This window comes from Chitinophaga qingshengii (assembly GCF_014529935.1).
GTDB lineage: Bacteria > Bacteroidota > Bacteroidia > Chitinophagales > Chitinophagaceae > Chitinophaga > Chitinophaga qingshengii.
The window spans coordinates 989,626-1,015,830 of sequence record NZ_JACVFC010000002.1; the positions used below are offsets into that span (position 1 = coordinate 989,626).

Sequence of the window (26,205 nt, forward strand, 5' to 3'; positions counted from 1 at the left end):
GCTCATCCAAATGAAAACAAGAGCGAGTTAACATCATTCAAATTAAAAATTTCATGTAAGAAAAACAGGCACAACAAACGATGACGGAATCGGCGCGGTAATACCGTGTTGTTTTTCCGCAGGGGATTCCTGTGCTAACAAAACCACGTAATTCAATCAAAACAAGGTGGTAAAGGATGGCTAACGCCATGCTAATGGGGTATTTATTTCCAGTCAGCACGTGACGTATTGTATCAGCCAGGCACGCGATACATGTCAGATCTTATCCACATCATTTTAATACCAATTATTAACCAAAAAAAAGGCAAGTATGAAAAAAAACCTACGCCTTATGAAAGTGTGTGCTGTAACGGGAATAGCGCTCACTTCCATATTAGCAGACAATGCATATGCGAAGGCTGCCGGCTATACTTATGCGCCCACAGCTTCATTCCGTAGCATTTTACAGGAAAAGGAAATCAGCGGTACCGTGCGTGATAGCAAAGGCGCACCATTACCGGGTGTTTCCGTTCAGGTAAAAGGTACTACCAAAGGCGCACAAACCAATGCCAACGGCCAATACCACCTTAGTGCCAAGGCCGGCGATGTATTGGTATTTTCCTCCATCGGCTTCGGTTCACATGAAGCAGTAGTAGGCAACAGCGCTACGCTGGATGTAAAACTGGATGACAACGTAAAAGGATTGAATGAACTGGTAGTAACCGCACTCGGTGTAAAAAAAGCTGCCAAGTCGCTCACCTATTCTACACAGCGCCTGGGCAATGAAGAACTGACTACCGCCAAAGACGCGAACGTGATGAATTCCATCTCCGGTAAAGCTGCTGGTATCACTATAAGCAAAAGCGGTTCCGGTGTAGGTGGTTCCGTTAAAGTAACTCTCCGCGGTAATAAATCCGCCCAGGGTACCAACCAGCCGTTGTATGTAATAGATGGTATCCCCATGACCAACTACAGTACCCAACAGCCTAACAGCACCTGGGGTGGCGATGGTACTTCTACCTTTACCCCTGGTCGTGACGGTGGTGACGGTATCTCCAACCTCAACCCTGATGATATCGAAAGCGTATCCGTACTGAAAGGTGCTTCTGCATCTGCCCTGTATGGCAGCCAGGCGGCCAATGGTGTTATCCTCATCACCACTAAAAAAGGTAAAGCAGGTAACGCTAAAGTTGAATTCTCCAGTGGTTTCACGTTAGATAAAGTAGCTTACAAACCTGAACTGCAGAACTCCTATGGTGCTACCAAAGATGGTTCCACCCAAAGCTGGGGCCCTGCCATCACCAATGCGCAGGATAACGTATCTGATTTCTTCCGTAATGGCAACACCTGGATCAACTCCATCAACTTCACTGCCGGCACTGAAAAAGCTCAGTCCTATTTCTCCTATGCCAATACCAATGCAAAAGCGGTAATGCCGGGCAATGATCTCAATCGTCATAACTTCTCCTTCCGGGAAACAGCCAAGTTCCTCAACGATAAACTGACCCTGGATGGTAACGTGAATATCATCAGCCAAAAAACAGATAACGGTCCTGTAACCGGTTTGTACTTCAACCCGCTGACCGGTCTTTACCTGTTTCCAAGAGGCCGTGATCTGTCACCTTATAAAACCTATACCAAGTTTGACCCCATCCGTCAGATCGATCTCCAGAACTGGCCTTTCAACGAAGACGTACAACAGAATCCTTACTGGATCATTAACAAGAACAACAGTCAGGCAGTACGTAACAGAACGCTCTTCAATGCCAGCGCCAAATATGATTTCAATGACTGGTTATATCTGCAGGCCCGCGGTAACATGGACCGTACCAACGATACTTACGATGGTCAGTTTTACGCAGGTACTAACCCGGTACTGTCCGGCGCCAACGGTCGTTATATCATGAGCGATCTGACCACCACTCAGTTCTATGGTGATTTGATCCTGAACCTGAACCGTAATCTTGGCACCAATTTCAAACTGAATGCCCTGGTAGGTACCAGCATCAATGATACCCGTACCAAAGGCATGAGCGGAGACAGCTACCTGGGCGACCTCTATGTAGCCAACAAATTCATCCTGCAGAATATGACTGCCGGCAGCCTGATTCAGACCGTTCCGGAGAACCACACACAGTTGCAGGCTGTATTCGGGAACGTGAACCTGTCTTACAAAGACCTGGTATTCCTGGACCTCAGCGGACGTAATGACTGGTCATCCAATCTGTCATTTACCCCCAATGGCTCCTACTTTTATCCCTCTGCCGGCCTTTCCTTCATGCTCCATCAACTCTTCAACCTGCCGGAACCGGTTAGTTACGCCAAACTCCGTGGCTCTTATGCCGTGGTAGGTAACACCGTTCCTTTGTATGTAACGAACCCGCTGAGCAGGCTGGGACAGGTAGGTGGAACCTTCCAGTTCAACAACCAGGCGCCTTTCACCGATCTGAAACCAGAAAGGACCAAATCACTGGAAATCGGTACAGAATGGCGTTTCCTGCAGAGCAGACTGAACTTCGACTTCACCTATTATAAAACCAATACCACTAACCAGTACTTCCAGATTGCCGTACCGCCGGGAACAGGTTACAGCTTCCGTTTCATCAATGCGGGTAACATCCAGAACAGTGGTTTCGAAGTAGTGTTGGGTTATAATGTGATCCAGTCCAGCAGATTTACCTGGAACACCAGCGTGAACTATTCTCAGAATAAGAACAAGGTTATTGAGCTTGCAGACAACATCGACCAGTTTATCCTGACACCTGCCGGTTCCAATACCTTTGGTTCTATCATTGAAAAAGGCGGTTCCTATGGCGATATCTTCGGTAAAGCGCTGAAAAGAGATGAAAGCGGCCGTATTATCATCGGTTCCGATGGTACGCCGCTGGTAACTTCCGACCTGGTATATGTTGGCAATGCTAATCCTAAATGGCAGGCCGGCTGGAGCAACCGTTTCACTTACGGCAACTTCAACCTGAGCTTCCTGGTTGACGGCAAATTTGGCGGTAAAGTAATGTCCCAGACCGAAGCCGTAATGGATAAATATGGCGTATCTGCCCGCACCGGCGAAGCCCGCAAAGCAGGTGGCGTATTTATAAACGGTGTGTCTGAAGCGACCAAAGAGCCTGTTACCAAAGTAGATGCCGACAAATGGTATGGTACCGTTGGTGGCCGTGATGGAGTGAGTGGTGAATACATGTATGATGCCACTGTAGTAAGATTAAGAGAACTGTCTTTAGGTTATGCGATTCCTTCCAAAGCGCTGGGCCATGGTTTTGTAAAGAACATCCGTTTCTCTCTCGTAGGCAGAAACCTGTGGTATATTTCTAAAAAGGCACCGTTTGATCCGGAAATCGCTATGTCTACCGGTAACGGTCTTTCCGGTGTGGATATGTTCGGTTTACCCGCTACCCGCAGCTTCGGCTTTAACCTGAATGTTGGTTTCTAATCATGTTCACCTTTAATTCAACACAGATGAAAAAATTAAGATTCAAACTATATAAGCCGGTGGCTATCATCACGCTGGCGGCTGGTATCCTGGGCCTGAACGCCTGTACCAAAAACTTCGAACAATACAACACCGACAATACCGGGTTGACCGAAGGTGAGTTGAAGCCCGATTTCAACAATATCGGTGGTTTCTTTCCGCAGATACAGTCTTCCATCTACTTTAACTTCAACAATACCACCGCCGACTTCCAGTTGCAGCAAAACCTGATGGGCGATGTGTATTCCGGTTATATGATGCCGCCGAATAACTTCCGTGGTAACATCAATAACATGACGTATTCGCTGGTAGACGGCTGGAACGCTTCCGCCTTCAACCTGGCTTACAACAACGTGATGGCGCCTATTTATGAAATAAAAAGAAGAGGCGCACAGACAATTGCTCCTGAGTTCTGGGCTATCGCGCTGATCCTGAAAGTAGAGGCCATGCACCGGGTAACCGATATCTACGGTCCTATTCCTTACAGCAGCTATGGTACCGGTGGTACTACTTCAGCTTACGACTCCCAGCAGGATGTATATACCCGCTTCTTCAAAGAGCTGGATACCGCTGTTACCACGTTGAATGATTATGTAACCGCACATCCCGGCATCTCTCTCTTCTCCAAATTCGATATGTTGTATGGTGGCGATTACAAACAATGGGTGAAATTTGCCAACTCCCTGCGTCTGCGCCTGGCCATCCGTATCTCCGGAGTATCACCTGCAAAAGCCCAGGCTGAAGCGGAAAAAGCGCTGAACCCAACTTCCGGCGGTGTGATGGAGATTCCTAAAGACAACGCCAATGTTTCCGGTTTCGGGCTGAAAAACCCGTTGTTTACCATCGTGACTTCCTGGACAGACAATGCCATGAACGCCTCTATGGAATCCTTCCTGGTAGGGTATAAAGACCCCCGCCTGCCGAAATATTTCGATCATGCCACTGCTTACCCCGGAACTTACAAAGGTATCCGCATCGGTAGCCTGGTAACTGCCAAACCGGACTATAACGGCTACTCCGTTCCGGCTTATGTGGAAACCAAGACCTTTAAAGCTACCACGCCGTTGCAGCTGATGACCGCCGCCGAAGTATGGTTCCTCCGTGCCGAAGCAGCCCTCAATGGCTGGAGCAATGCCGGCGGTACTCCCGGTGAGCTGTATGAAAAAGGTATGCGTGCCTCCTTCACCCAATGGGATGTTGATCTGGCTGCTGTTAACAACTACGTGGTTGATAATGCCGCCAAACCGATCGATTATGTAGATCCCCGTAATGCGGCCAACAACCACGCTGCCATGACCAGCACTACCGTTAAATGGGATGACGCCGCTGATCCGAAAACCAAACTGGAACGTATCATCACCCAGAAATGGATCGCGATCTATCCTGAAGGCCAGGAAGCCTGGAGCGAATTCCGCAGAACCGGTTATCCAAAACTCTTCCCGGTAGTGAACAACTACAGCAACAATACTATCAACACCGATATACAGATCAGAAGGATACCTTTCCCATCTACAGAGTACACTTCCAATAAAGCAGAAGTGTTAAAAGCCATCCAGTTGCTCGGCCCAGGCGCCGTAGACAACGGCGGACAAAGGCTTTGGTGGGATATTCCTCACTGAGTGTAGTTACATACTTATTTTGAATCGCGTGCATAAAAAAAAATGCCGGTCCTATCGAGGACCGGCTTTTCTTTTTGGGGTTAGCAGTGCGTATTTTTTACACATTAAAAATATTTTATTTTCGATGGTACTATCAGTTTACTATTACGACTTCTTGCCTGATAACGAAAATAGTTCTGATAAAACACGTCATGAAAAACAGGATCTAAGGACCTACAACAGAAAGCATTTGCGATTCGGTTGCCATCCGTTATATAGGGCGTACTTGTCATCAACAAAAAATAACCTATGCCAAAATCATTGTCGCCCGACTATTACCGGGATATATAAACGCAATTGATTTCGCTTAGCATTCAACTTAGGTCACATGAAAATAATCCGGCCGCTTGCAATCCTGCTTACGGCCGCTCTTTTCAACTAAAACGACAACTCAAATTTTCATAGATCAACAGGACATATTAGCAAGTTTTAAAAAAGCCGCCCCGTTCCCGGGACGGCTTCATTTTTTATAGCCTTTTGTCGTTTGTTATTATTTGTTGAAGAAACGATGGAAGTATAACATGTGATAGTAGGTAGAATTTGACCAGTAGGGCCAGTCGTGCTGTCCGGGCCGTTCAGTATAATCGTGGTCAATTCCCTTTTCGAGCAGTTTTTTGTTCAGTGCCCGGTTTACATCAATAAAAAAGTCCTTCACGCCACAATCGATAATCATCGACAAAACACCCGGTTTCAGTCTGTCAACCTGGTCCATTACCGTGTAAGGGGTCCAGTTCACGCCATCTTTACCCGGTTCTCCCAACAGTTTTACGAGTTCCCAGCTTTTGGGGAATGGCCTGATATCCACACCTCCGCTCATACTACCTGCTACGCCAAATACATCCGGATGCCGCATCGCCAGATACAGGGCGCCATGGCCGCCCATACTGAAACCAGTTATAGCGCGGTGTTTGGAGTCCGGCAGGGTTTTATAGCGCTGATCAATATAAGCCGGTATTTCCTTGCTGACATATGTTTCAAAGCGCATGGAGCTATCCATCGGGCTATCCAGGTACCAGCTGCCAAAGGCGCCATCAGGAAATACCATTACACATTGGTAGGTATCAGCCAGGTCCTTCGCCGCCGGCATTTTCGTAATCCAGCTGGCATAGTTACCGCTGTAACCATGCAGTAAATATACTACCGGATAACGCTGTTTGCCTTTCTTATAGGAATCCGGTGTTACCACCACACATTTGTAGCTGCGGTGCATAGCCGCACTGGGAATACTGATAGTGTCCACCGTGGCCGCGCGGAGCGATTGCAGGGAACAGCACAACAGTAAGAGGAGAAGCGTGTTTTTCATCAACGTTTATTTATTAAGGGCTTTTTTCATCGGGTTATCGCCGGTTGAAGCACCTCTTACGCCCGCACCATCCTTAAACATCTCAAACCGTGACGGAGCAGCTTCTCTTGGCCAGCTGTTATTGCTTTCATCAATATCAGCTGTTTCGCGGAGCGGGTCCAGCTTCAGGGAGACCACCTTTTTGTCTTTGGCGAATACTTTGGTCACCTGATTTTCATTTTTACGCCAGATGTAGGCCGAAATACGGTCTGTTTCTTTTGTACCGTCTTCAAACGTCCATTCCAGGATGAGCGGCATTACCAGTCCGCCTACATTGGAAAAAGTTACTTCATAGAAGTTCTTTTTACTGTCATACATCGCCTTTTCTTCCGGAGTCAGGTTATTATAGAACTGATCGTAGGCCGCTTTGTCTTCCGGCGCTACTTCAAAGCGGTTCCATTTGCTGTAGAAGTCCTGCAGGCTGGTATCCTGATCTACCACAAATTTGACGCCAGCCGCTTTATTACGTTGACGGGCCACATGGTCCATATTACGGTCATATTCCGCTTTCGCCTGTTGACTGGCAACAGCCGGATTTTTACCCCCGAGGTTATACCACTTCACGTTATCGATAGAGATATCCACCGGTTCGATGGAGAAGAACCATCCGCGCCAGAACCAGTCCAGATCTACCGCAGAAGCATCTTCCATGGTACGGAAAAAGTCGGCCGGCGTTGGGTGTTTAAAAGCCCAGCGACGGGCATATTCGCGGAAAGAGAAATCAAACAGTTCCCGGCCCATCACGGTTTCCCGGAGGATATTGAGCGCGGTAGCCGGTTTGGCGTAAGCATTAGGACCAAACTGGATAATATTTTCGGAGTTGACCATAATCGGTTCCAGCTGATCTTTCGGCATCTTCATATAGTCCACGATCTTATGGGCAGGACCACGGGAGGAAGGGAAATTGTTATCCCATTCCTGTTCAGCCATAAACTGGCAGAAAGTGTTCAGCCCTTCATCCATCCAGGACCACTGGCGTTCGTCGGAGTTCACGATCATCGGGAAGAAGTTGTGGCCTACTTCGTGGATGATCACGCCGATCATACCGTTTTTAGTGGATTCGGAATAAGTACCGTCTTTATCGGCGCGGCCGTAGTTGAAACAGATCATCGGGTATTCCATACCGTTAGCCGCTTCCACGGAGATAGCCACCGGATAAGGATACGGGATGGTATGGCTGGAGTAGGATTTCAGCGTATGTGCCACCACTTTGGTGGAGTAACGGCGGTACAGCGGGTATGCTTCCGGACCATAGTACGACATCGCCATCACCTTGTTGCCTTCCACATTGGCCGCCATAGCGTCCCATACGAGGCGGCGGGAAGATACCAGGGCGAAGTCGCGCACGTTCTGTGCTTCGTATACCCAGGTTTTGCGGGCGGTAGATTTGTTTTGCAACGCTTTCTTAGCATCATCGAGCGTTACCACTTCCACAGGTTCTTTACTGCTTTGCGCCTGTTGCCAGCGTTGGTATTGCGCCGGAGACAACATTTCCTTGTAGTTCCGGCATTCGCCGGTAGCGCCTACGACGTGGTCGGCAGGAACTGTCAGCCGTACTTTGAAGTTACCGAAGGTGAGTGCAAACTCTCCCCTGCCGGTGAATTGTTTATTCTGCCATCCCTGGAAATCGGAATATACCGCCAGCCGGGGATACCATTGGGTGATGGTATACAGGTAGTTTTTATCTTCCGGAAAATATTCATAACCGCCACGGCCGCCGGTGGTCATACGGTCAGACAGGTTATACCACCATTCTACCTTAAAGCGGTATTTTTCGCCCGGCATCAGTGTTTTGGGCAGGTCTATCCGCATCATGGTCTGGTTGATGGTATAAGGCAATGCCTTACCATCAGCATCCGTTACTTTCACGATTTTAACGCCCAGGTCGCCCGTAGGAGGCAGGATATTGCGGATATCCCGCAGGGTCATCTTATCAGATATTTTACTACCATCAAAGCTGCGGTTATCACTTTTCGGATCGTGTTCATTCTCATCGAGCTGTAGCCAGATGTAGGTCAGCGGATCGGGTGAATTATTAAAATAGGTGATTGTTTCAGCGCCATCGAGCCGCTGTTTATTGTCATCCAGTTCTGCATTGATTTCATAGTCGGCCCGCTGTTGCCAGTATTTGGGTCCGGGTGCGCCGGAAGCGGAGCGGTACATATTGGGCGTCTGGAGCATAGTGCCCAGCTGCTCAAAGCGGTTACCGTGGTTGGACCCCGGGTTGTTTTGCGCCTGCAGTGTAAATGCAGTGCTACATAAAACACCTAACAGGTAAAGACTTTTTCTCATAGAGGCTTTAGATTTTCGATTCAGATTTTAGTTATTTCAACAGTTCCCGTACTCCCTGGATTACCATCAGGAAGGCCACTCCAAAGGTAGCAGCGGATAAAAAAAAGTTCCAGTCGCGGCGGCTTACCCGGCCTATGTTGACGATAATACCGGATACCAGCATCACTACGGCAACAATCAGGATCTGGCCAAATTCCAGCCCTATATTGAATCCCAGTAGTGGTTGTACGATGTTGGCCTGGCTGCCCAGCAGGCTTTTCAGGTAGTTGGAAAAACCGAGTCCGTGGATCAGCCCAAAAAATAATGCATAGAAGTAGTTGAGCTGCAAATGCTGCGGCGCTTCATTTCTTCTGAAAATGTTTGATAATGCAGTGATACAGATCGTTACCGGTATCAGGAATTCGACCAGCGAACTGGATACCCGGATAATATGTAATACACTCAAAGCCAGCGTAATAGAATGACCGATTGTGAAGGCTGTCACCAGGACCAGCAACTTTTTCCACTCGTTCACCACATAAATAGCGCTCAGGGCAATCACGAAAAGTATATGATCATAACCTTCCCAGTTGAGTATATGTTGCCATCCCAGCTCAAAATACAACGCATCCATTGCCCTTCTTTTGTCTAAATTTGGTAATTATAGAAAGTAAAAGTTAATTTTCCCAATAAAATTAGTCTAGTGGGGTTATTATTATGTAAATGGTGGACAGTGGCCTGGATGGCCCTTCTACACCCGTTCTATGTGAGTGTTACAGAAGTTACGCACAACGCCGCCAAAAAGGAACTGGAAGTGAGCTGCCGTATTTTTGCCGACGACCTGGAAAATACACTGAAAGCACAATACCAAACATCTTTCGATATCATCAAACCAGCCAACAGGCAACAGGTAGAAGGATTTATCGCCGATTACCTCTCCAAACACCTGCAACTGACGCTGGACGGAAAAAAAATCCCCCTGCATTTCCTGGGGTATAAGATAGAAGAAGATGCCGTATGGAGCTTCCTCTCCGCCGAAAATGTGCCCGCACCAAAGAAAGTAGGAATTTTTAATGACCTGCTGTATCAGCAACATGCCTCACAGATAAATATGATTCATGTGATGGTAGGCGGACAAAGAAAAAGTACCAAGCTGGATAATCCGAAGGCGGGAGCGGTGTTGGAGTTTTAAAAAGCAGTTTATGCCGAATCTTTATATCATATCAGGTTGTAATGGCGCCGGTAAAACGACCGCCAGTTATACCATTCTGCCAGAAATACTGCATTGCCGGGAGTTTGTGAATGCAGATAATATTGCCGCAGGATTATCGCCGTTTAATCCTGAAAATGTGGCGGTAGAAGCAGGCAGGCTGATGCTCAAAAGAATACATCACCTGCTGGAAGAGAAGGTGGACTTTGCATTTGAGACAACATTGGCGACAAGGAGTTATCAATCGCTGGTGATAAAAGCGAAGGAATTGGGATATCAGGTGACGCTGCTGTATTTTTGGCTGAGCTCACCGGAAATAGCCCGGAAAAGGGTAGATGAAAGAGTGGAAAATGGTGGGCATAATATACCAACAGACATTATTACGCGCAGGTATTACAGGGGCATACACAACCTTATAAATATTTATATCCCAATATGTTGCGAATGGAGCATCATTGATAGCATGACAGCGATTCCTATTACCATTGCAACAGGTTTTGGTGGTGGGGAAAAATTAATAATTAATCCCGATATTTGGGATATCATTCAGATACAAAGCCAATTAAATGACTAATAAACAAAAAGAATTACTGGTATTTTCTGAAAAAATCCAGCAAGGTGCGCAGAAAGCAGTCAGGAAACTGGTTGAAGCGAGAGCAGCTAGCGGCAAATCCCTTGTTATTGGTGATAAAAACGGGAATGTAAAAATTGTTCCTGCTAAAGAATTACTGTCAGCTATGAAGTAAGTAATAAGATGAATACCTTTCCCACGTTATACACTCCCCGACTCATACTCCGAAAGATAGATGCAGCCGATATCCCGGCGCTGCTCAAATATGCCAATAACAAAAAGATTTCAGACTATGTACTGAATATTCCCCACCCTTACCAGGAGCCCGATGCTGTTTTCAGGATCAGCTATGTGTGGCAGGGTTTTAAGCAGCAGAACCGTTTTGTTTTTGCCATTATTTTAAAAGACAATGAAGAGCTGATTGGTGAGGTAGGCCTCCATTTAGACAACAACAAACAGGTAGCCCAACTAGCCTATTGGGTAGGAGAACCTTTCTGGGGTAAAGGCATGGCCACAGAAGCTGTCAAGGCTGTACTCCGCTTCGGTTTTCAGCAACTCAATCTCCAACAGATTTTTGCAGACTGCAAACAGGAAAATACCGCGTCGGTGAAAGTACTGACCAACAATGGTATGATCAATGACAGCATGACGGGCAGTATTCTGCAATATTATTTAACACAGGAAGCCTATAAATCGCTATAACCTTAAAGAAATCTACCACATAACTTTCAACTCCTGTTATCCACAAACTTCACCGGTTTCCGGCTATTCTCCGGAAACTGCATCCGCATAATATCCTGCTGGCTGCAATACTTCACCTGTGGTATCACCCGCAGTTTCGCCTGCAGATAGGATTTAATTTTACGGTCCATTTCTTCCGATTCTTCGGTAGGCCATACGTGCATCAGTATTTCATCGGTACCGAGTTCGTTGGAATACACTTCTACCACAAATTCTTTTACTTCTTCCATATCATTGAGCAGATCGAACAGGGCAGGCGGATATAAGGTGGTGCCTTTGTATTTGATCATTTGTTTTTTTCTGCCGATGACCGGAGACAGGCGCAGCGTATGTCTTCCGCAGCTGCATACCTCTTCGTGGTACTGGCAGATATCGCCGGTTTTATAACGCAGCAGGGGCATGCCTTCTACGCCGAGCGTGGTGATGGTCACCTCTCCTTCTTCACCGGGAGCGACAGGTTGGTTGTTTTCATCCAGCACTTCTACATAAAGCAGTTCCGGGTGATGATGCCCGCCTTTACCGGCCTTACATTCGGTGAAGGCCGTCTGCATTTCGGTGGAAGCATAGGTGGAATACAGTTGGATATTCCACTGCTCAGTGATTTTTTTACCCAGCACATTGAGCGAAAAATCGGTATTACGGATATTTTCGCCGATACAAACCGCTTTACGCACGGATGTTTCGTTGATATTGATATGATGTTCTTTGGCGTAGGCGATCAGTTTCACGATAAAAGAAGGTACGCCAACGATCGTAGTTGGTTTAATACGCTGAATATTTTCCCATTGCATACTGGGCACGCCGGGGCCTACACGCAGTACGCCGGCGCCCAGTTTCCGGATACCGTTGTAATACGCCATACCCGCCATGAACTGCCGGTCCAGCGTAAGCATCAGCTGGAAAATATCGCTGTCGGTACCATCCGCGCAACAGAAAGAAATGTATTCGTTGTAACTGAGCCGTTGCAGGTCTTTCTCTGTCAATGCGATGATTACCGGGCGGCCTAAAGTGCCGGAAGTAGTGGTATATTCTGCGATATGACTTTTATCTACACAAAGAAACTCCCAGTTATGTTCCTGCAAATCCTGTTTGGTCACCGGTGGAATCAGGCTGAATTGTTCCAGGGAGCGCACTTGCTCCGGGTGGATATCATGTTGTTTGAACCAGGACCGGTAGAAAGGAGAGAATTCACGCAGATAACCGAGCAGCCTCATGACTTCCTTCTCCTGGAAAGCCCTGATAGCGGCTTTTGACTGTAGTTCTATATCGGGAATGTACATATGTTACGATATTCAGCTTTCAAGAATTACCATGGCCACAGCGGCATTTTTTTCGTGTGACAAGGATACCCATATTTTTTTTACGCCCAGCGATGTATAGCGCGCATTGTCTGTCAGCAGGAACAGTTCCGGTTTACCGGCTGCATCGTTGCGTATTTCAATTTCATTAAAGTTGACGCCACCATTGCCCCAACCGGTACCCAACGCTTTCAGAAAGGCTTCTTTAGCAGCGAAACGGGCCGCATAACTTTCTGCCGGCGCGGCCTGTTGATCGCAATACGCGATCTCCTGCGGTGTAAATACCAGATCGCGGAAACCATTGCCCTTGGCCAGTTGCGCCGCAATACGTGTTACATCTGTAATATCTGTGCCTATACCAACAATCATGATTTGGATAGTTTTGCATTACATTTTTCCAGCTGTTTACGAATATGCATCTCCTCTCCTTTGGTAGCAATTACTTTGGTGAGGGCTGTTTCGTAATACTGCTTTGCCTGCGCGAAGTTACCTTTTTTGAAATCGTAATCGCCTGCCAGCACATAGGTATGATAGTACTCCGGATTGGAGGCTATCAGCTGTTGGGTATTGATATCTTTTCCATCCTGGAGTTGGGCCTTTAGTTGGCGGTATATCTGGAAGGAAGCGTATTCATGGGTGAGCAGGAAATTATCGGCAGGGACATTCTGTACACTGTCATACACCTCATGATCGCTATCGAGACCGTGCATGCTGAAGATCTTGTTCAGATCGTAGGCCACAAACTGTCCCAGCTGCCAGGGAGCAGCAGATACCCACACCATTTTTTTCTTTGGCTCAAATACAATGGCATGGTGCGCGATGAACTGGTTGATGGCTTTTTCATTACCCAGACCGATGTCTTCCCCATGCAGCCCTTTACGGTCACGCAGGATATCAATGGTTTTTTGTACGGTATTGGGTCCTTTCTCCTTCAACAGTTCATTGAGGCGTTCGTAACGGTATTCAGAAGCGCTTTCGCTGATTTGCAGTTTATTGGAGGCGAGGTTACCCAGCGTATCTCCCTGGAAGTGATTGGTGCAGGTGATAAAGCTCTTTTTAGGATCGTAGAGGTCCATGCCTTCCGGTGTTTTTTCAATCACCACGGCTTTATTATCTTCTGCGGAACCGATCAGGAAAGACTCTGATACGAACATCCTGCGTTTCTGCGCGATAGCCCAGGCTTCCCGGATGTTACGGGCGTATTGTAATATTTCCCTGGCTACCAGCGATACCGGTGTAGCGGCGCCGGTAGGCACGCTCGTTTTGGCGGCGTTAATGGTAACGGTTAAACCTTTGTCGTTCATGCCGGATACCACGCCGGTAAAGCCGCCCCAGGTCACGAACATGAAGTTATGGCCTTTGTCGGGGTGATAAAACACCACCATTTTATCTTCGGCGAATTTATCGCCCATATAAAAATCGAAGTTGCGGCCAATGATCAGGCTGCTGTCGGCGGATTGTTCGTTCCAGGTACCGAAAGATGTGCAGCCTACCAGCATCATGCCTTGCAAGGCGTGGCCAATATCATGGGCGCCGTGGTAGTTCATGAGCCTTTCATAGTTGCTGCCTACCCAATCGTAACCACTGGCGGCGGAAAAAGATTCTCCATAGATCTCTTCCTTAAATTCCTCCGCTACATGATCGCTCAGGTGCCTGTTAAACCAGCCGGTAAAATATCTTAAAAAACGAAGGTAAAAGGGAGAAGGAATCATTTTGCGGATCTGCTCCACAAAAACATCTTCCTGGTGACGGATCAGTTCACCGGACAATTTTCCATTGATCACGCCTCTTTCAAAAGGGGCGCCTTCCACGTACATCTCATACAGACCACTGTTGCTTTTGCGGAACCAGTTGTTGCCAATGGTCCAGGAGGTGCTGTCCAGCGCTTTCCGTTGCAGCTGCAGAGCCGATTTATCGGCTATGTTGGGTGGTGTCATACGGCTGACGGACACCAGGTATATCGCCAGCGCCACAAACAGTAACAGTATCACACCCAGGGTATATAACAATACCCTCCCCAGTTTCCGCCATCCGCTTCGTTTTTTCTTTTCCACGCTATTTAAGTATTGACTGGTTAATTTCATCTACCAGGAATTCCATCCCCAGTAGTTCTGCTGAAGTGATCACACTGCTGATGGTGACCCCTAAAATACCATGCAAGTTCAGGTTTTGCCCGGTAAGATACAAATTAGACAAGCGGGTACGGGCCGAAACCATGGTCCGTAAAGGATCTTCGCAATCTTTCATGACGCCGTACATGCTGCCGTCGCCTGTACCGATGTAATCACGATAAGATAACGGCGTAGCCACATAATAGGACTGTATACAATCCCGGAAACCGGGGAATCTTTTCTCTACACAGGCGATCAGCTGTTCTGCCTTTTGCACTTTGAAGGCTTCGTAATCCGCTCCCCTGTCCGCTTCATGCCTTTCGGTATTAAACGTATGCTGCCAGGGAGCCATTTCTTCGCAATGCATATACGTCATTACAGAAAGACAATCTGCATAGGTTTCGTGCCGGGAGCTGGCAGACACATACATGGCGTAGGTCTGCGGCCACTGTTCCGGCGTATAGTTTATACCAGCCCAGGCATCATCTGTAGCATGGTAGTAGTAATTGTAATTGAGATACGGGAAAGTACCGGGTTTCAGTACCACATTGAGTACAAAAGCGCCGGTGGAGTTTTCCAGTTTCTGCATACGGGTACGGTAAGCGCCGCGTATGGTATCGCTTTCCGTCATCGCCGTGGTTTGCGCCGGATGCAGGTTGGAGATAAAATGATCAGCAAACGCTTTTTCACCGTTTTCCAGCACGATATGATCTACCCGGTCACCCAGTCCTATAATCTTTTCCACACCGGTATTACGGATAATTTCGCCGCCGTTTTCCGTGATACACCGGCATAACAGGCGGGCGATCTGTGAACCGCCATCCACGCATTTCCAGGAACTCTGCATATAGCTGTTTAACACCAACGCATGTACGTAAAATGGTGTCTTTTCCCGCACGCCGGCATACAGGAGGTTGTTACCCGCCAGTACCTGTTGCAGCCGGGGATTGCTGGTAAAACTATCAATTATCTCCGCAGCATTTAGCTGCAATACACTGCGTTTTTCCTCGTAGTCGCCTACCCGCAGGTTGTATAACGGGAACTTCGCACATACCTCGGCTATCTTATCACAATAGGCATGCAATGCATCCGCTTCTTCAGGGAAATCCTTCAACAGTTGCCGGATAAAGTTATCCCGGCCTTGCGCGATGCGATATACTTTATCATCAATACCAAAATTAATATGGTCAAAGCCGTCAGCGTCCATCTTTTTCAGCTTCAGCTTGTCCATGATGCCCAGGTAGGAAAATACCTTGTACAGGTTCTCTCCGGCTCCCAGTCCACCAATGTAGTGCACACCGGAGTCGAAGATGACCTTGTCCCGCGAGAAAGTCTGGAGACAGCCGCCTGGCTGGCGGTTTTTTTCGTATATGCGTACCTTATAACCATTCCGGCTGAGGATAGCTCCACATACCAGGCCACCAAGGCCGCTGCCGATAATGATCACATCATAGTTGTGCATAGTTTTTTTGGGGTGATTTTTTGATAACAAATATTACATTGGATGTATAGCGGGTATTATCTATCTCTTCAGCCACAGCGCCATATTTGTTGACCAGGCTGCGTACATGCGTAGCCGAGAAAAACGACAGTTCCCTGTTCTTCGTCTTATTAAATCCTATTACCCGGGTTGATAAAAATTCGGTGAATCGTGTTCCTTCATGGCGTTTGGCCTTGTCAGCATCGCCATCCCTTACCACGATGACACCATCGGGTGAAAGCCGGCTAATACACTGCTGCAGCAACTGTTCCTGTTCTTCCGGTTGCAGGTAATGCAACACGTCGCTCAGGATGAAGGCATCATATGTTTCAAACGGCGTATCGGAAATATCACCGTGAATAAACTGAAGGTTACCCGGTTTGGCATATACATGCACGGCGGTAGCGATCTTCTCCTCATCATAGTCAATACCGGTGACCTGCCGGTCGGGTGACATATACGCCAGCGTATAACTCATAAAACCATATCCACAGCCCAGGTCCAGGATGCGCCCCTCTTTAGGCAGCAGCCGGTCAAACAGCTCATAATTGTGCTCCAGGCGGGTTTTCACTTTCATATACCATTCCAGTACAGGACCTTTGTAGATAAAGTTATATTTCAGCTGCTCCCTGAAGTAAGCAGGCACTTCTATCTCCTGGCGCAATAGCTCATATTCCTGTTTAAAATACCGGCTGATGGATTTCGTACGGGCGCTGTAGTTATCTCCCCAGCTTTTATCAGCGGGGGTAATACGCGGCAGGTATTTCACGGTCACGTGACCATCTTTCAGCAGGAAATCGCCCTTGCTCATCGTATAGGCGGTACCGTGAATTACAATGGGCAGAATATCCAATCCCAGCTGTTCCGCAATATAAAAGGCCCCCTTATGGAAACGTTTGATCACCGGGTCCGGCGAACGGGTACCTTCGGGATATACCACAATAGAATACCCTTCGGCAACACGCGCTTTTAATTTTTCGATGGCGCCTTCTGCACCGTCCGCTACCGGGTAATAGTCCGCCAGCCTTACTACCGAGCCAAATACCGGCGAGCGCCATACCCATTGATTGGTGAGCAGTATCACCTTCGGATGCAGCATGGTAGACACCAGGATATCGAGGAAAGACTGGTGGTTACTGATGATCACCGCCGGTTTCTTCAACTGTTCGTTATCCGGGTTGATAATACGTTTCTTCACGTTGGTCATGATATACAACACACTGTGCGTATAAGCCGACAGAATCCGGTGGTACAACAGTTTTCCTTTCTCTTTGTTAAACGGATTGAGGCGGATCAGGATGGTACCCAGCAATGTCATCAGCAAACAACCTACGGTGAAGTAAGTAAAAGAAAACACCGACAGTGTCCAGCCTTTAGCCGTCCAGGGAGCATAGCCTTTTTTCACCCGGTTGGTGATCAGCCAGTTGAAAAGCACTGGTATCATTACCTGTGAAATCAATACCACCGTGCTGATACCGATAATGGAGATCAACGCGATAGATTTCAGGGATGGATGTTGTGCGAAGATGAGCACGCCCAATCCCAGGATGGTAGTGATAGCTGACAGGAAGATGGAGGATTTAAAAGAAGAAAGCGTTTTCTTTCCCGTCTTGTATTCCTGTAACAGCCCATCCATCATAAATATGCTGTAATCATCTCCCAAACCAAAAATAAAGGTGGAAAGGATGATGTTGACAATATTAAACTTGATACCAAACAACCCCATGATACCCAATATCCACACCCAGCTCAGCGCCATCGGGATAAAGGTGATGAGCGCCAGTTCTATGCGGCCGTAAGACAGCAACAGGGCCAGGAATACCAGCGTGGAGGTCATCCAGGCGATGCTGTTAAACTCGTCCCGGATCACTTCCACCAGGCGGTTAGCGGCATATTGTTTATCCAGTACCGTGGTATGTGCATGTTGATCGAGCGCGGCGTACACCTCTTTTTTACGGGACGGATCTACTTTCAGCAGGGTTACAATAGCGGTGCGACCGTCTTTTTCGATGATAAAATCGCCCAGCGTGCCCTTGCGCATTTGTTGCAGCGTTTCGCCGGACAGTGGCTGGTAAGGCGTATTCAGCAGTGTGGCAAATTTGTCGAATGCATTAGCGCTGAAGCCCACTTCCGGACCGTGGTTGCGGAGCCAGGTCAGCAGTTGTGCCTGTTTCTCCGGTGTCCAGTAGTTTTTCCAGCGGCCGATACGGGCTTGCTGCTCTTTTTCAGATAACAGCAACGTCTGTACGCCGGCATATTTTTTTACGATGCCTTCCGCCTGTAAACGGCTGATGGCGGGCGTTAACTGTTCGTTATTCTCCAGGGCGGACTCCAGGTTGGTACCGTCTGTGACTACGTACACCGACTGCGCCGTATAGGCGTTAATGTTATTCAGGTGCGCTTCTGCCGCCTTCAGCTCAGGCGTCATGAAGTTCATGCGCATCATGTCGCTTTCAAACGACACGTTGCGGGCGGTGAAGAAAAACACGATGGTAAGCAGGAAAATAGCGCCTACCAGGTATTTGTTACGTTCCGGTTTGAGTGCGGAAAAACGGTCCAGCCAATTGTCGTGATGCTCCGCCGGTGGATGGTTCTGTCTACCCAGTACAATCCAGTGCGGCAGAAAAATCAGCGAGAACAGTGCAGCGCCCACCAGGCTGAGTGCGGCAAACAGCCCTACATCGCGCAGCATAGGCGAATGCACAAACTGCAGGCAAAGGAAACCGCCGATAGTGGTAAAACTGCCCAGCGTCATCGGTGTTGCCAGGTCGGCAATTACTTCCCGGATATCATGGGTATGGCGGTAGTGGTTAAATACATGCAATGAATAGTTGACCGCGATACCCAGTACCACCGCACCGGCGCCCAGCGCCATCACAGCAATATGCCCCTTGATGAGGTAGATGCAGGCCAATGAAAACAGGCCACCGAAAAGTACGGGTAACATCACCAGCACCGGCGCTCTTTTTTTCTGGAAGAAAAGCGCGATCAGCGTTATCAGTAATACCACCGTGATACCCTGTGTGAGCAGCGTATCCTGGCGCAATTGGGCGGCGTTACCGGCCGAAACGGCGGTACCGCCGAAGTAGCTGATGCTCAGGCCGGGGTATTGACGGGACAAGCTGTCTTTAATACCATCCAGCCCGGCGAGAAATTTCGCGTTGATTTTCGTAGCACCGGGAGGGTTAGCCGGGGTAATAAATATCATCAGATGACGATGGTCTTTCGTCATCACATAATTGTCGTAGAGTTCAAACTGATCATCGTACTGGAGATGCTGTAGTTTTTTAACACCTATCCAGGAAATACCGACAGGATCGGATTGGATCACTTTTTTCAACACCAGTCCCGCTGGTGAAATCAGTGTATTATAGTCATATTGCAGGGAGCGTTGCAGTTGCTCCGGCGCCAGCAGGCTATCGATTTTCGTATAGTCGCCGGGTTCCAGGAAAACAGGCAGGTTTTGCTGGATAAGGTCCATCATGCCCATGATCAGCGTATCATCCGCCTGGCCCTGTATCTGCCGGATGTAAGGCGATAACCGGCTGCCGGCGGAAGATACCAGGGAAGCCGCGCAGGCGGTAAGGCTATCCGGTATGGCCGCTCTGGAAGTATCTTTCTGGGAAAGCGTTATGACCAGCTTATCTGCAAATTTGGAATCCTGGAAAACCTGTTGCAGTTTATCCAGCTTTTTATCCTGAGGAAGTATTTTGGTGATATCTTCTTCCAGCCTGATACGCGATGCGAAAAAGCCAACCAGCACAAAACTCACGATGGTACAGCACCACAACGCCAGTTTATGCCGGTCAAAAAAGTTATAGATCGCTACGAAAAGACTGCTCATATAATATCAATTGCGAATTACGAATGACGAATGAAGGGAACCATCCCGCAATTGTCAGCCCGTAACTATTTGTTTTTTCTGAATATGGCCAGTAAGACATAACTGATAGCCCATGCTGCCAGTCCGGCGGCGATGGCGAGTGTGACGGCGCCAAATACGTACTGAAGCAGGTTATCTCTTACTGCGGCTATGGTAATTTGTTTATCAAACAACAGGTCTTTGGCTGATCTTCCCATCCAGACTTTTCCTGCCAAAAAACTGAAAAAGATAATGAAAGGAGTTAATGGTGGCGTGCTCACGTGCGCTGCCAGGAATACCAGGGCTTTGTTGAGCTTCAGTTTAATGGATACGAGGAATGCCACCAACAGCTGGAATCCCCATATTGGTACAATCCCCATAAACACCCCAAAACCAATAGCAGCGGCTTTGCGTGCATTGGATTCAGTGGGGTTCAGGATTTCTTCCTTCCACAACTTTTTCCAGTTTTCCCTTTTGAGTAACCAGAAAAAAAAGTCCCTGGGTTTGATATACAGGAAGGTAATCAGTACCAATACCGTATTTAATACGCTGATACGCGAAAAATCACGGAAGGGCCGGAAATGGGATATCCGCTCTTCCGCAGGCGGATAATACACCTTTACGGGTGTCCAATCTATTTTAATCCCTTTCCAGGCGCTGCGTACCAGTACTTCTATTTCAAATTCATATTTGGTACACCACCAGCGAACGCGCCCCATGCGGCGTAAGGGATACAGGCGGTAGCCCGATTGTGTATCGGGACCTTTCAGCCCTGTTTCCACATAAAACCAGAAATTGGAAAACTTGTTGGCAAATGTGTTTTTGCCGGGCATGTTTTCCTGGTTCAGGTTACGGGCGCCTATCACCAGGGTTTCCGGGTCGCTGTTGATTTTGTCCAGCATACCGGGCAAATCGGAGGCAAAATGTTGTCCGTCTGCATCCATGGTGATCACATAGTCATAGCCCTGGTTGAGGGCATATTCAAAGCCACGGCGAAGGGCGATGCCTTTACCACGGTTAGGACTATACGACACTTTATGTATGCCGGGATATTTCTCGAGAATAGCGCTGGTATGGTCGGTAGCGCCGTCATTCACAACAATTACGTGCGAGGTATAGGACAAGGCTCCCTTCACTACCTCTTCCAGCGTGTTGGCGTTGTTGTAGGTAGGAATGAGCACGGCTGCGCGATGGCGCTCAAAGTGTTCGTTATGTGTATTGCTGGTTGTCACTTACTTAAATACTCCCTGAAATTTCATGAATGTAGTCGCTTCCCTTTTCAGGGTGGCGTTTACTTTCCAACCACCGTTCTCTTCTGGTTTATAGGTCAGGGTTACATCTACCAGTGGTTGTTGTACCGGATCTATCATATTCAGGAATTTCATCGCGCTGGCTTTCTGCAGCAGCACTTTCTGTTGTACTGCCTCTTCCAGTGTTTCGGTGATGATCTGCATCATACATACGCCGGGCACTACCGGTTGTTCCGGAAAATGGCCCTGGAAAATAGGATGCGCCGCATTCAGTTCCAGTGTGAGGTTTACCTGGCCTTCTTCCTTGACGACGTTGCTTATTGTATAAAAGTTTCCTTTCAGCATTTTTTTATTTTAATATTTTTCTATTTATGCCTTAACACTACACCCATTCGTAATTCGTAATTATTTCCGGGTTTTCTGTAACGATATATTAAACCGGAAGTTCTGATGTTCAATACGAATGGTATCCGGCGTGCCTTTCGTATAATGCTCCATCCATACTTTCACCACAGGTTTGCGGGCAGACGATTTTTCTATCCTCAGCAACTGCGTACAGGCGGTATCCGTGATATAATAATTATTGCCTTTGGCAGTAGGGACTACTATATAACTGTACCGGTTATCCGTGGCTACATGTGCCTGGCTCAAATCGGGCCGCAGCAGCACCAGCTCAAAATCCTTGCGCAGCGTGGTCACTACCGCCTTTTTGTCCATCTTTGGCAACAGGTAGTGTTTGGTAAAATTGCCCTGTTTATCGAATTCAAAATCAAAAAACTTGAATCCCATCTCATTGGCAAATACTACCCGGAGACTGCTGTCGGGCATCTGTTTAAAAAACAGCAACCCGCTCAGGTGGTGCTTCAGTATATTGACCTGTGTACTGTACAACGTGGCGTCAAAAGCAGGACTGAACTGCCTTACACAATTCACATCGCCGCCGGTACGCTGTAACCCTTTATAAGCGGAAGTACAACCAGTCAGTAGCAGCACCGGCAGCACACTATTTAACCACAAATACCGCATCCGGAATATTCGCATTCACTTGTTTATGTAAAAAACTGATACTGGTATCGTCACCGGATGGTTCTGCCATCGTGATGTTCGACACGGTGAAATCTTTTTTATCTACCAGCAGGGTGATGGTTTTGAAATAAGACGCCAGGGCTTTGTTGACCGGCACCATTTCCAGGCGGTAGCTCTGTGCATTTTCAAATGCTTTGGTAGTAAAATCAGCGTTGTCCAGCACGGTACCGCGTACACAGTCCACCGTAATCTTATTGATCTGTTCAAACAGTTTGTTGTTTTTGCCGGATACCTTGCTTTCCTTCTGTGCGTCTTTGATGCGGATATCTTTTCCGTTGATGACCAACAGGTAGAAGGATGGCTGCTGGTATTCCATGCGGACTTTATCCTCCCGTTTAAACCAGAATTTTCCTTTAGACGTGATTTTATCGGAGAGCATGCTCAGGTTCTTTTCCTGCACAAAATCGCATTGGATGCTCTGCATTTGCTGAGCGGCCCTGGCAAACTCCTTTTTCACGGCAGACAGATCTCCGACCGGTTTAAATCCTGACTGCGCCTGTATTTGCAGCGACAGCAGGGAGAAGATCCCTATCAACATCCATTTACACATAAGCTGGCACTTTTAACATTTTATCCATTCTTTCCAGCCGGTAACCTTCTGCCCTGATAGCTTTGATGAGCCGGGGCAAGATACTGGCGGTAATGCTGCAGGTATCATGCAACAGGATCACTGCACCGGGATGCAGTTCCGACATGATTTTTTGCAGTAGTTTATTTTCATCTGTCGCCACGGTGTCCATAGAACGAATGCTCCAGCCCACCGGGACATAGTTATTTCTTTTGATAGCCCTGGCCAGGTTGGGGTTGGTTACCCCATACGGAGGGCGGAACAGCCGCGGCTGCAAACCGGTAGCGTTGATGGTGATGGAGTCCATCTTCTCCATATCCCGGCCCATGCGGCTGCTGGTATGCATATCAAACCAGAAGTCATGCGAATAGGTATGATTACCGATCACATGTCCTTCTGCGTGTATGCGTTGCAATAAGTGTGTATTTCCTTCTATATTTCTACCGATGCAGAAAAAAGCGGCTTTCACCTGGTGTTCATCGAGGATATCGAGGATTACCGGTGTTTGCGTAGCTTCCGGGCCATCATCAAAAGAAAGCGCCACTACATTTTCGGTAGTAGTGGCAGCACAAACCGTTTTGATGAAGAAGCCGGAGCGGATGTTGATAGCGCCCCGTATATAGAACGGCAGCAACAACAGCAGCGGCAGTACCAACCACCAGAACGACAACGGGTACAGGCCGGACAAGCGGGCGCCCAGCAGTACGATGATGCTCGTGATGATGATGATATTTCCGGTCCGGTTATTCAACATGAGAGAGCAGGATCAGGGAATGGTGCGTACCCTGATGATGGTTATACAATAATATTTTTTTGATGTTACGCGGCGCCTTACCGTAGAACATGGCAGCATCGGGTACCGCCTGATCAGCCAGGATACCGTTGGCCAGCCACATGCCGAAACCGGCAGCCGTAGGATATTCGCCGCAAAGGTGTTTGAAGCTGGCTTCCGGGTGTTCAGGGAACAGCGCTTCCACTACTTCTTCGTATATATCATCCTGGTCGATGTCACCGTTTCTGCCGGTCACCAGGAGATCAATATCGTTGGGGGTACAGGCATTATCTTCCAGGAACTTCATGATATGGCCGATCACTTCCCCTTCCCACATGGGTTTGTAGAGGGTGCTGATACCCGTGAGGGCGGCAACGGTGTTTTCGCCGGGTGTAGTGCCTAAAGTAAAAAATGCCGCGCCTTCTCCCGCGATAGTGCCGCGGGTAGGACTTTTCAGCAGTTCCAGTGTTTTCACCGGTTCTTTTTTATACAGCCCGAAACGGGACAGTATCTGGTAGCTGTGCTGGGTGAGTTCATCCAGTCCGCCTGCCAGTATATGTTGCGCACTGCCTTCGCGCAGCATCATCGTAGCGTCCAGCAGGGAATTTTCAAAAGAGAAGCCCCGGTGCACGAACGTGTTGTTGTAGCCGTTACAGCCCAGCAGCAGCGCTATCTGGCCGCCTACCGTATTATGTGTGCTTTGGATAAAAGCGGTAGGTGTCAGCATTTCTTCCTGTTGATTCACCATTTTGGTGAGGAACACACCGGTATCATCGAGGCAGCCATAGGCGGTGCCGGTGATGATAGCGCCCGGCATGGTGATACCGGCCGCCTGCAGGCTGAGGTTGGCGGCGCCAACGCCCATTTTTACCACACGGCTCATGCGGCGGATCTGTTTTACATCGATCCACTGTTTGTAGTCCGGGTCTACCGTCGCCAGCTTCACCTGGTCATATTCCCGCAGGTTGGCGAGCAAAGGTCCGCCTGTCGCAGTTTCCTGCGCAGAAATACAACCGGTGCCGTTTATATAGATGGTCAACATAATCTCATTTAATCACTAAAAGCTGGAAAAAACCAGGCTGGAACAGTTGCCGCCGAAACCGAAAGAGTTCGACATCACATGACGGAGGTCGTTGCCTTCGGACCAGGCGGTAGCCGGTGCAAACGGCAATTCTTTCATCTGGTGCTCAAAACGCGCATTGGGATAGATGATCCCTTCCTTTACGGAAACAGCCGACAACACGGCCTCAATACCACCGCTGGCGCCCAGGGTATGCCCGGTGAAGGACTTGGTAGAGCTCATGGCCGGGAAATGCGGCGCAAAGATGCGGTTGATGGCAATCCCTTCCGACACATCGTTGTTGCCGGTACCGGTGCCATGCAGGTTGATGTACCCGATCTGCTGTGGTTGCAGGCCGCTCATGTCCAGCGCGCCTTTCATAGCCAGGTAGTTGCCCGTACCATCCGGCGAAGAAGCCGTTTGGTGATAGGCGTCGTTGGCATTGGCAAAGCCGCTGAGGCGGCACCAGGGCTGCAACTGGGCAGCCAGGCTATCGGACACCAGTACCACATAACCCGCACCCTCACCCAGATTAAGCCCGGTACGGGTTTCATCAAAGGGACGGCAGGGCTGCTGGTCCAGGATCATCAGGGTATTAAAACCATTAAGCGTAAAACGGGTGAGCGAATCTGTACCACCGGCAATCACCACGTCCACGATATTATTACGTATCAGGCGGTAGCCATACATGAGCGCGTTAGCGCCCGAAGAACAGGCGGTGCTGATGGTAGACACATGGTGACGGATGCCCATGGCATCGGCTACAATTTCGGTGACGCTGCCGCATTCGTGGTGTACCACCTGCTGCAAACGGCCTTTCCGGTTATCTGCCAGGTATTCCGCGAAGAAATCTTCCGTTTTGTCCATACCCCCTACCGTATTGCCGGAAACAAATCCGACACGGTACCGGGAGATATCGTCCAGACCGGAAGACTGCCACGCTTCCTTTGCGGCGATCAGGCTGAGCAGGGCCGTACGGCTGATATTTTCCGGTAAGCCGGCCATATCCGCCAGGGTGGTATTGTCTGCTTTCACTTCCGCTACCGGGAAGGTGTTGCGGTGCACGGATGACAGGTATTGCATGGCACCCATGCCCGGTTTCATCTCACGGAAAGCGCCGAGGCATTCCCGCAAGTTCAGGCCTATACCGCTGATGACGCCGCCACCTGCTATCCACACCTTTTCACTCATGCTTTAGCCGTTTGTTGTGCCACAATAAATTCCGCCATGGAACGGATAGAGTAAAAAATCTCCGGTCCCTGTTCCGGGTTGGCAATACGGATGTTATAATGCTGTTGCAGCAATACGATCAGCTCCAGCGCATCGATAGAATCGAGACCCAGCCCCTCTTTAAACAACGGTTCATCGTTGCCGATGCTCTCCGGTGTTACTTCCTGCAAATTCAGTTGTTCGATGATCTGTTTCTTCAGATCTGCCATCAGCTGTTCCATTTATTAAT

The 26,205-nt window shown here is 48.4% G+C and carries 22 protein-coding genes; 6 read left to right on the forward strand and 16 right to left on the reverse strand.

Annotated elements, in window-relative coordinates:
- Positions 1 to 310: 310 nt before the first annotated feature.
- Both ICL07_RS19310 and ICL07_RS19315 read left to right on the forward strand, forming a co-directional pair.
- Positions 311 to 3,427, forward strand: coding sequence for a SusC/RagA family TonB-linked outer membrane protein (locus ICL07_RS19310; protein WP_188089654.1), 3,117 nt, complete (start codon positions 311 to 313; stop codon positions 3,425 to 3,427).
- Between the two features lie 26 nt (positions 3,428 to 3,453).
- A complete protein-coding gene (locus ICL07_RS19315) occupies positions 3,454 to 5,085 on the forward strand; it encodes a RagB/SusD family nutrient uptake outer membrane protein (RefSeq protein WP_188089655.1) in 1,632 nt (543 codons plus the stop codon).
- Between the two features lie 529 nt (positions 5,086 to 5,614).
- Here the strand turns inward: ICL07_RS19315 and ICL07_RS19320 are convergent.
- Genes ICL07_RS19320 through ICL07_RS19330 form a run of 3 tightly spaced genes read right to left on the reverse strand, consistent with a single transcriptional unit; the run spans position 5,615 to position 9,371 of the window.
- Positions 5,615 to 6,427, reverse strand: coding sequence for an alpha/beta hydrolase (locus ICL07_RS19320; RefSeq protein WP_188089656.1), 813 nt, complete (start codon positions 6,425 to 6,427; stop codon positions 5,615 to 5,617).
- A gap of 6 nt (positions 6,428 to 6,433) precedes the next feature.
- Positions 6,434 to 8,758, reverse strand: a complete 2,325-nt coding sequence (locus ICL07_RS19325) for a M1 family metallopeptidase (RefSeq protein ID WP_188089657.1) — start codon at positions 8,756 to 8,758, stop codon at positions 6,434 to 6,436.
- A 31-nt stretch (positions 8,759 to 8,789) separates the two neighbouring features.
- Positions 8,790 to 9,371: a HupE/UreJ family protein gene (locus ICL07_RS19330; RefSeq protein WP_188089658.1), complete on the reverse strand. Its 582-nt coding sequence runs from the start codon at positions 9,369 to 9,371 to the stop codon at positions 8,790 to 8,792.
- A gap of 69 nt (positions 9,372 to 9,440) precedes the next feature.
- Here ICL07_RS19330 and ICL07_RS19335 point away from each other — a divergent pair, with 69 nt between their 5' ends.
- From ICL07_RS19335 to ICL07_RS19350, 4 genes are read left to right on the forward strand one after another with little or no spacing between them, the layout of a single operon-like run.
- Positions 9,441 to 9,929, forward strand: a complete 489-nt coding sequence (locus ICL07_RS19335; protein WP_188089659.1) for a DUF6702 family protein — start codon at positions 9,441 to 9,443, stop codon at positions 9,927 to 9,929.
- 10 nt (positions 9,930 to 9,939) lie between these two features.
- Complete coding sequence (locus ICL07_RS19340; protein WP_188089660.1) at positions 9,940 to 10,521, forward strand: ATPase; 582 nt, start codon at positions 9,940 to 9,942, stop codon at positions 10,519 to 10,521.
- Positions 10,514 to 10,693 (forward strand): hypothetical protein, encoded by a 180-nt coding sequence (locus tag ICL07_RS19345; RefSeq protein WP_188089661.1) that lies wholly within the window; start codon positions 10,514 to 10,516, stop codon positions 10,691 to 10,693. The genes ICL07_RS19340 and ICL07_RS19345 overlap by 8 nt, the downstream gene beginning before the upstream one ends.
- A gap of 8 nt (positions 10,694 to 10,701) precedes the next feature.
- The gene (locus ICL07_RS19350; protein ID WP_188089662.1) at positions 10,702 to 11,220 is read left to right on the forward strand and encodes a GNAT family N-acetyltransferase; all 519 of its coding nucleotides are present in this window, start codon (positions 10,702 to 10,704) and stop codon (positions 11,218 to 11,220) included.
- Between the two features lie 26 nt (positions 11,221 to 11,246).
- Here the strand turns inward: ICL07_RS19350 and flxY are convergent, their stop codons facing one another.
- From flxY to ICL07_RS19415, 13 genes are all read right to left on the reverse strand, one after another.
- Positions 11,247 to 12,539: a flexirubin biosynthesis putative acyl-CoA ligase FlxY gene (gene flxY / locus ICL07_RS19355; protein ID WP_188089663.1), complete on the reverse strand. Its 1,293-nt coding sequence runs from the start codon at positions 12,537 to 12,539 to the stop codon at positions 11,247 to 11,249.
- A gap of 12 nt (positions 12,540 to 12,551) precedes the next feature.
- Positions 12,552 to 12,926: a holo-ACP synthase gene (acpS, locus tag ICL07_RS19360; protein ID WP_188089664.1), complete on the reverse strand. Its 375-nt coding sequence runs from the start codon at positions 12,924 to 12,926 to the stop codon at positions 12,552 to 12,554.
- Positions 12,923 to 14,611 (reverse strand): C45 family autoproteolytic acyltransferase/hydrolase, encoded by a 1,689-nt coding sequence (locus ICL07_RS19365; protein WP_343071085.1) that lies wholly within the window; start codon positions 14,609 to 14,611, stop codon positions 12,923 to 12,925. Before ICL07_RS19365 ends, acpS begins: the two co-directional genes overlap by 4 nt.
- Before the next feature lies 1 nt (position 14,612).
- Entirely contained in the window at positions 14,613 to 16,130 is a 1,518-nt protein-coding gene (locus tag ICL07_RS19370; protein WP_188089666.1) for a phytoene desaturase family protein, read from the reverse strand.
- On the reverse strand, positions 16,117 to 19,992 hold the full coding sequence (locus tag ICL07_RS19375) for a trifunctional MMPL family transporter/lysophospholipid acyltransferase/class I SAM-dependent methyltransferase (protein WP_188089667.1): 3,876 nt from the start codon (positions 19,990 to 19,992) through the stop codon (positions 16,117 to 16,119). Before ICL07_RS19375 ends, ICL07_RS19370 begins: the two co-directional genes overlap by 14 nt.
- Positions 19,993 to 20,057: 65 nt before the next feature.
- The gene (locus ICL07_RS32720) at positions 20,058 to 21,242 is read right to left on the reverse strand and encodes a DUF2062 domain-containing protein (protein WP_188089668.1); all 1,185 of its coding nucleotides are present in this window, start codon (positions 21,240 to 21,242) and stop codon (positions 20,058 to 20,060) included.
- Positions 21,243 to 21,605: an ApeI family dehydratase gene (locus ICL07_RS19385; RefSeq protein WP_188089669.1), complete on the reverse strand. Its 363-nt coding sequence runs from the start codon at positions 21,603 to 21,605 to the stop codon at positions 21,243 to 21,245.
- Between the two features lie 60 nt (positions 21,606 to 21,665).
- On the reverse strand, positions 21,666 to 22,286 hold the full coding sequence (lolB2, locus tag ICL07_RS19390; protein ID WP_484484276.1) for a flexirubin biosynthesis protein LolB2: 621 nt from the start codon (positions 22,284 to 22,286) through the stop codon (positions 21,666 to 21,668).
- Positions 22,264 to 22,896, reverse strand: a complete 633-nt coding sequence (lolA2, locus tag ICL07_RS19395; RefSeq protein WP_188089671.1) for a flexirubin biosynthesis/transport protein LolA2 — start codon at positions 22,894 to 22,896, stop codon at positions 22,264 to 22,266. The genes lolB2 and lolA2 overlap by 23 nt, the downstream gene beginning before the upstream one ends.
- Positions 22,889 to 23,668, reverse strand: a complete 780-nt coding sequence (locus ICL07_RS19400; RefSeq protein ID WP_188089672.1) for a polysaccharide deacetylase family protein — start codon at positions 23,666 to 23,668, stop codon at positions 22,889 to 22,891. The genes lolA2 and ICL07_RS19400 overlap by 8 nt, the downstream gene beginning before the upstream one ends.
- Positions 23,658 to 24,728: a beta-ketoacyl synthase N-terminal-like domain-containing protein gene (locus ICL07_RS19405; protein ID WP_188089673.1), complete on the reverse strand. Its 1,071-nt coding sequence runs from the start codon at positions 24,726 to 24,728 to the stop codon at positions 23,658 to 23,660. Before ICL07_RS19405 ends, ICL07_RS19400 begins: the two co-directional genes overlap by 11 nt.
- 15 nt (positions 24,729 to 24,743) lie before the next feature.
- Positions 24,744 to 25,937 (reverse strand): beta-ketoacyl-[acyl-carrier-protein] synthase family protein, encoded by a 1,194-nt coding sequence (locus tag ICL07_RS19410; protein ID WP_188089674.1) that lies wholly within the window; start codon positions 25,935 to 25,937, stop codon positions 24,744 to 24,746.
- Positions 25,934 to 26,197, reverse strand: coding sequence for a phosphopantetheine-binding protein (locus ICL07_RS19415; protein ID WP_078667218.1), 264 nt, complete (start codon positions 26,195 to 26,197; stop codon positions 25,934 to 25,936). Before ICL07_RS19415 ends, ICL07_RS19410 begins: the two co-directional genes overlap by 4 nt.
- Positions 26,198 to 26,205: the final 8 nt, after the last annotated feature.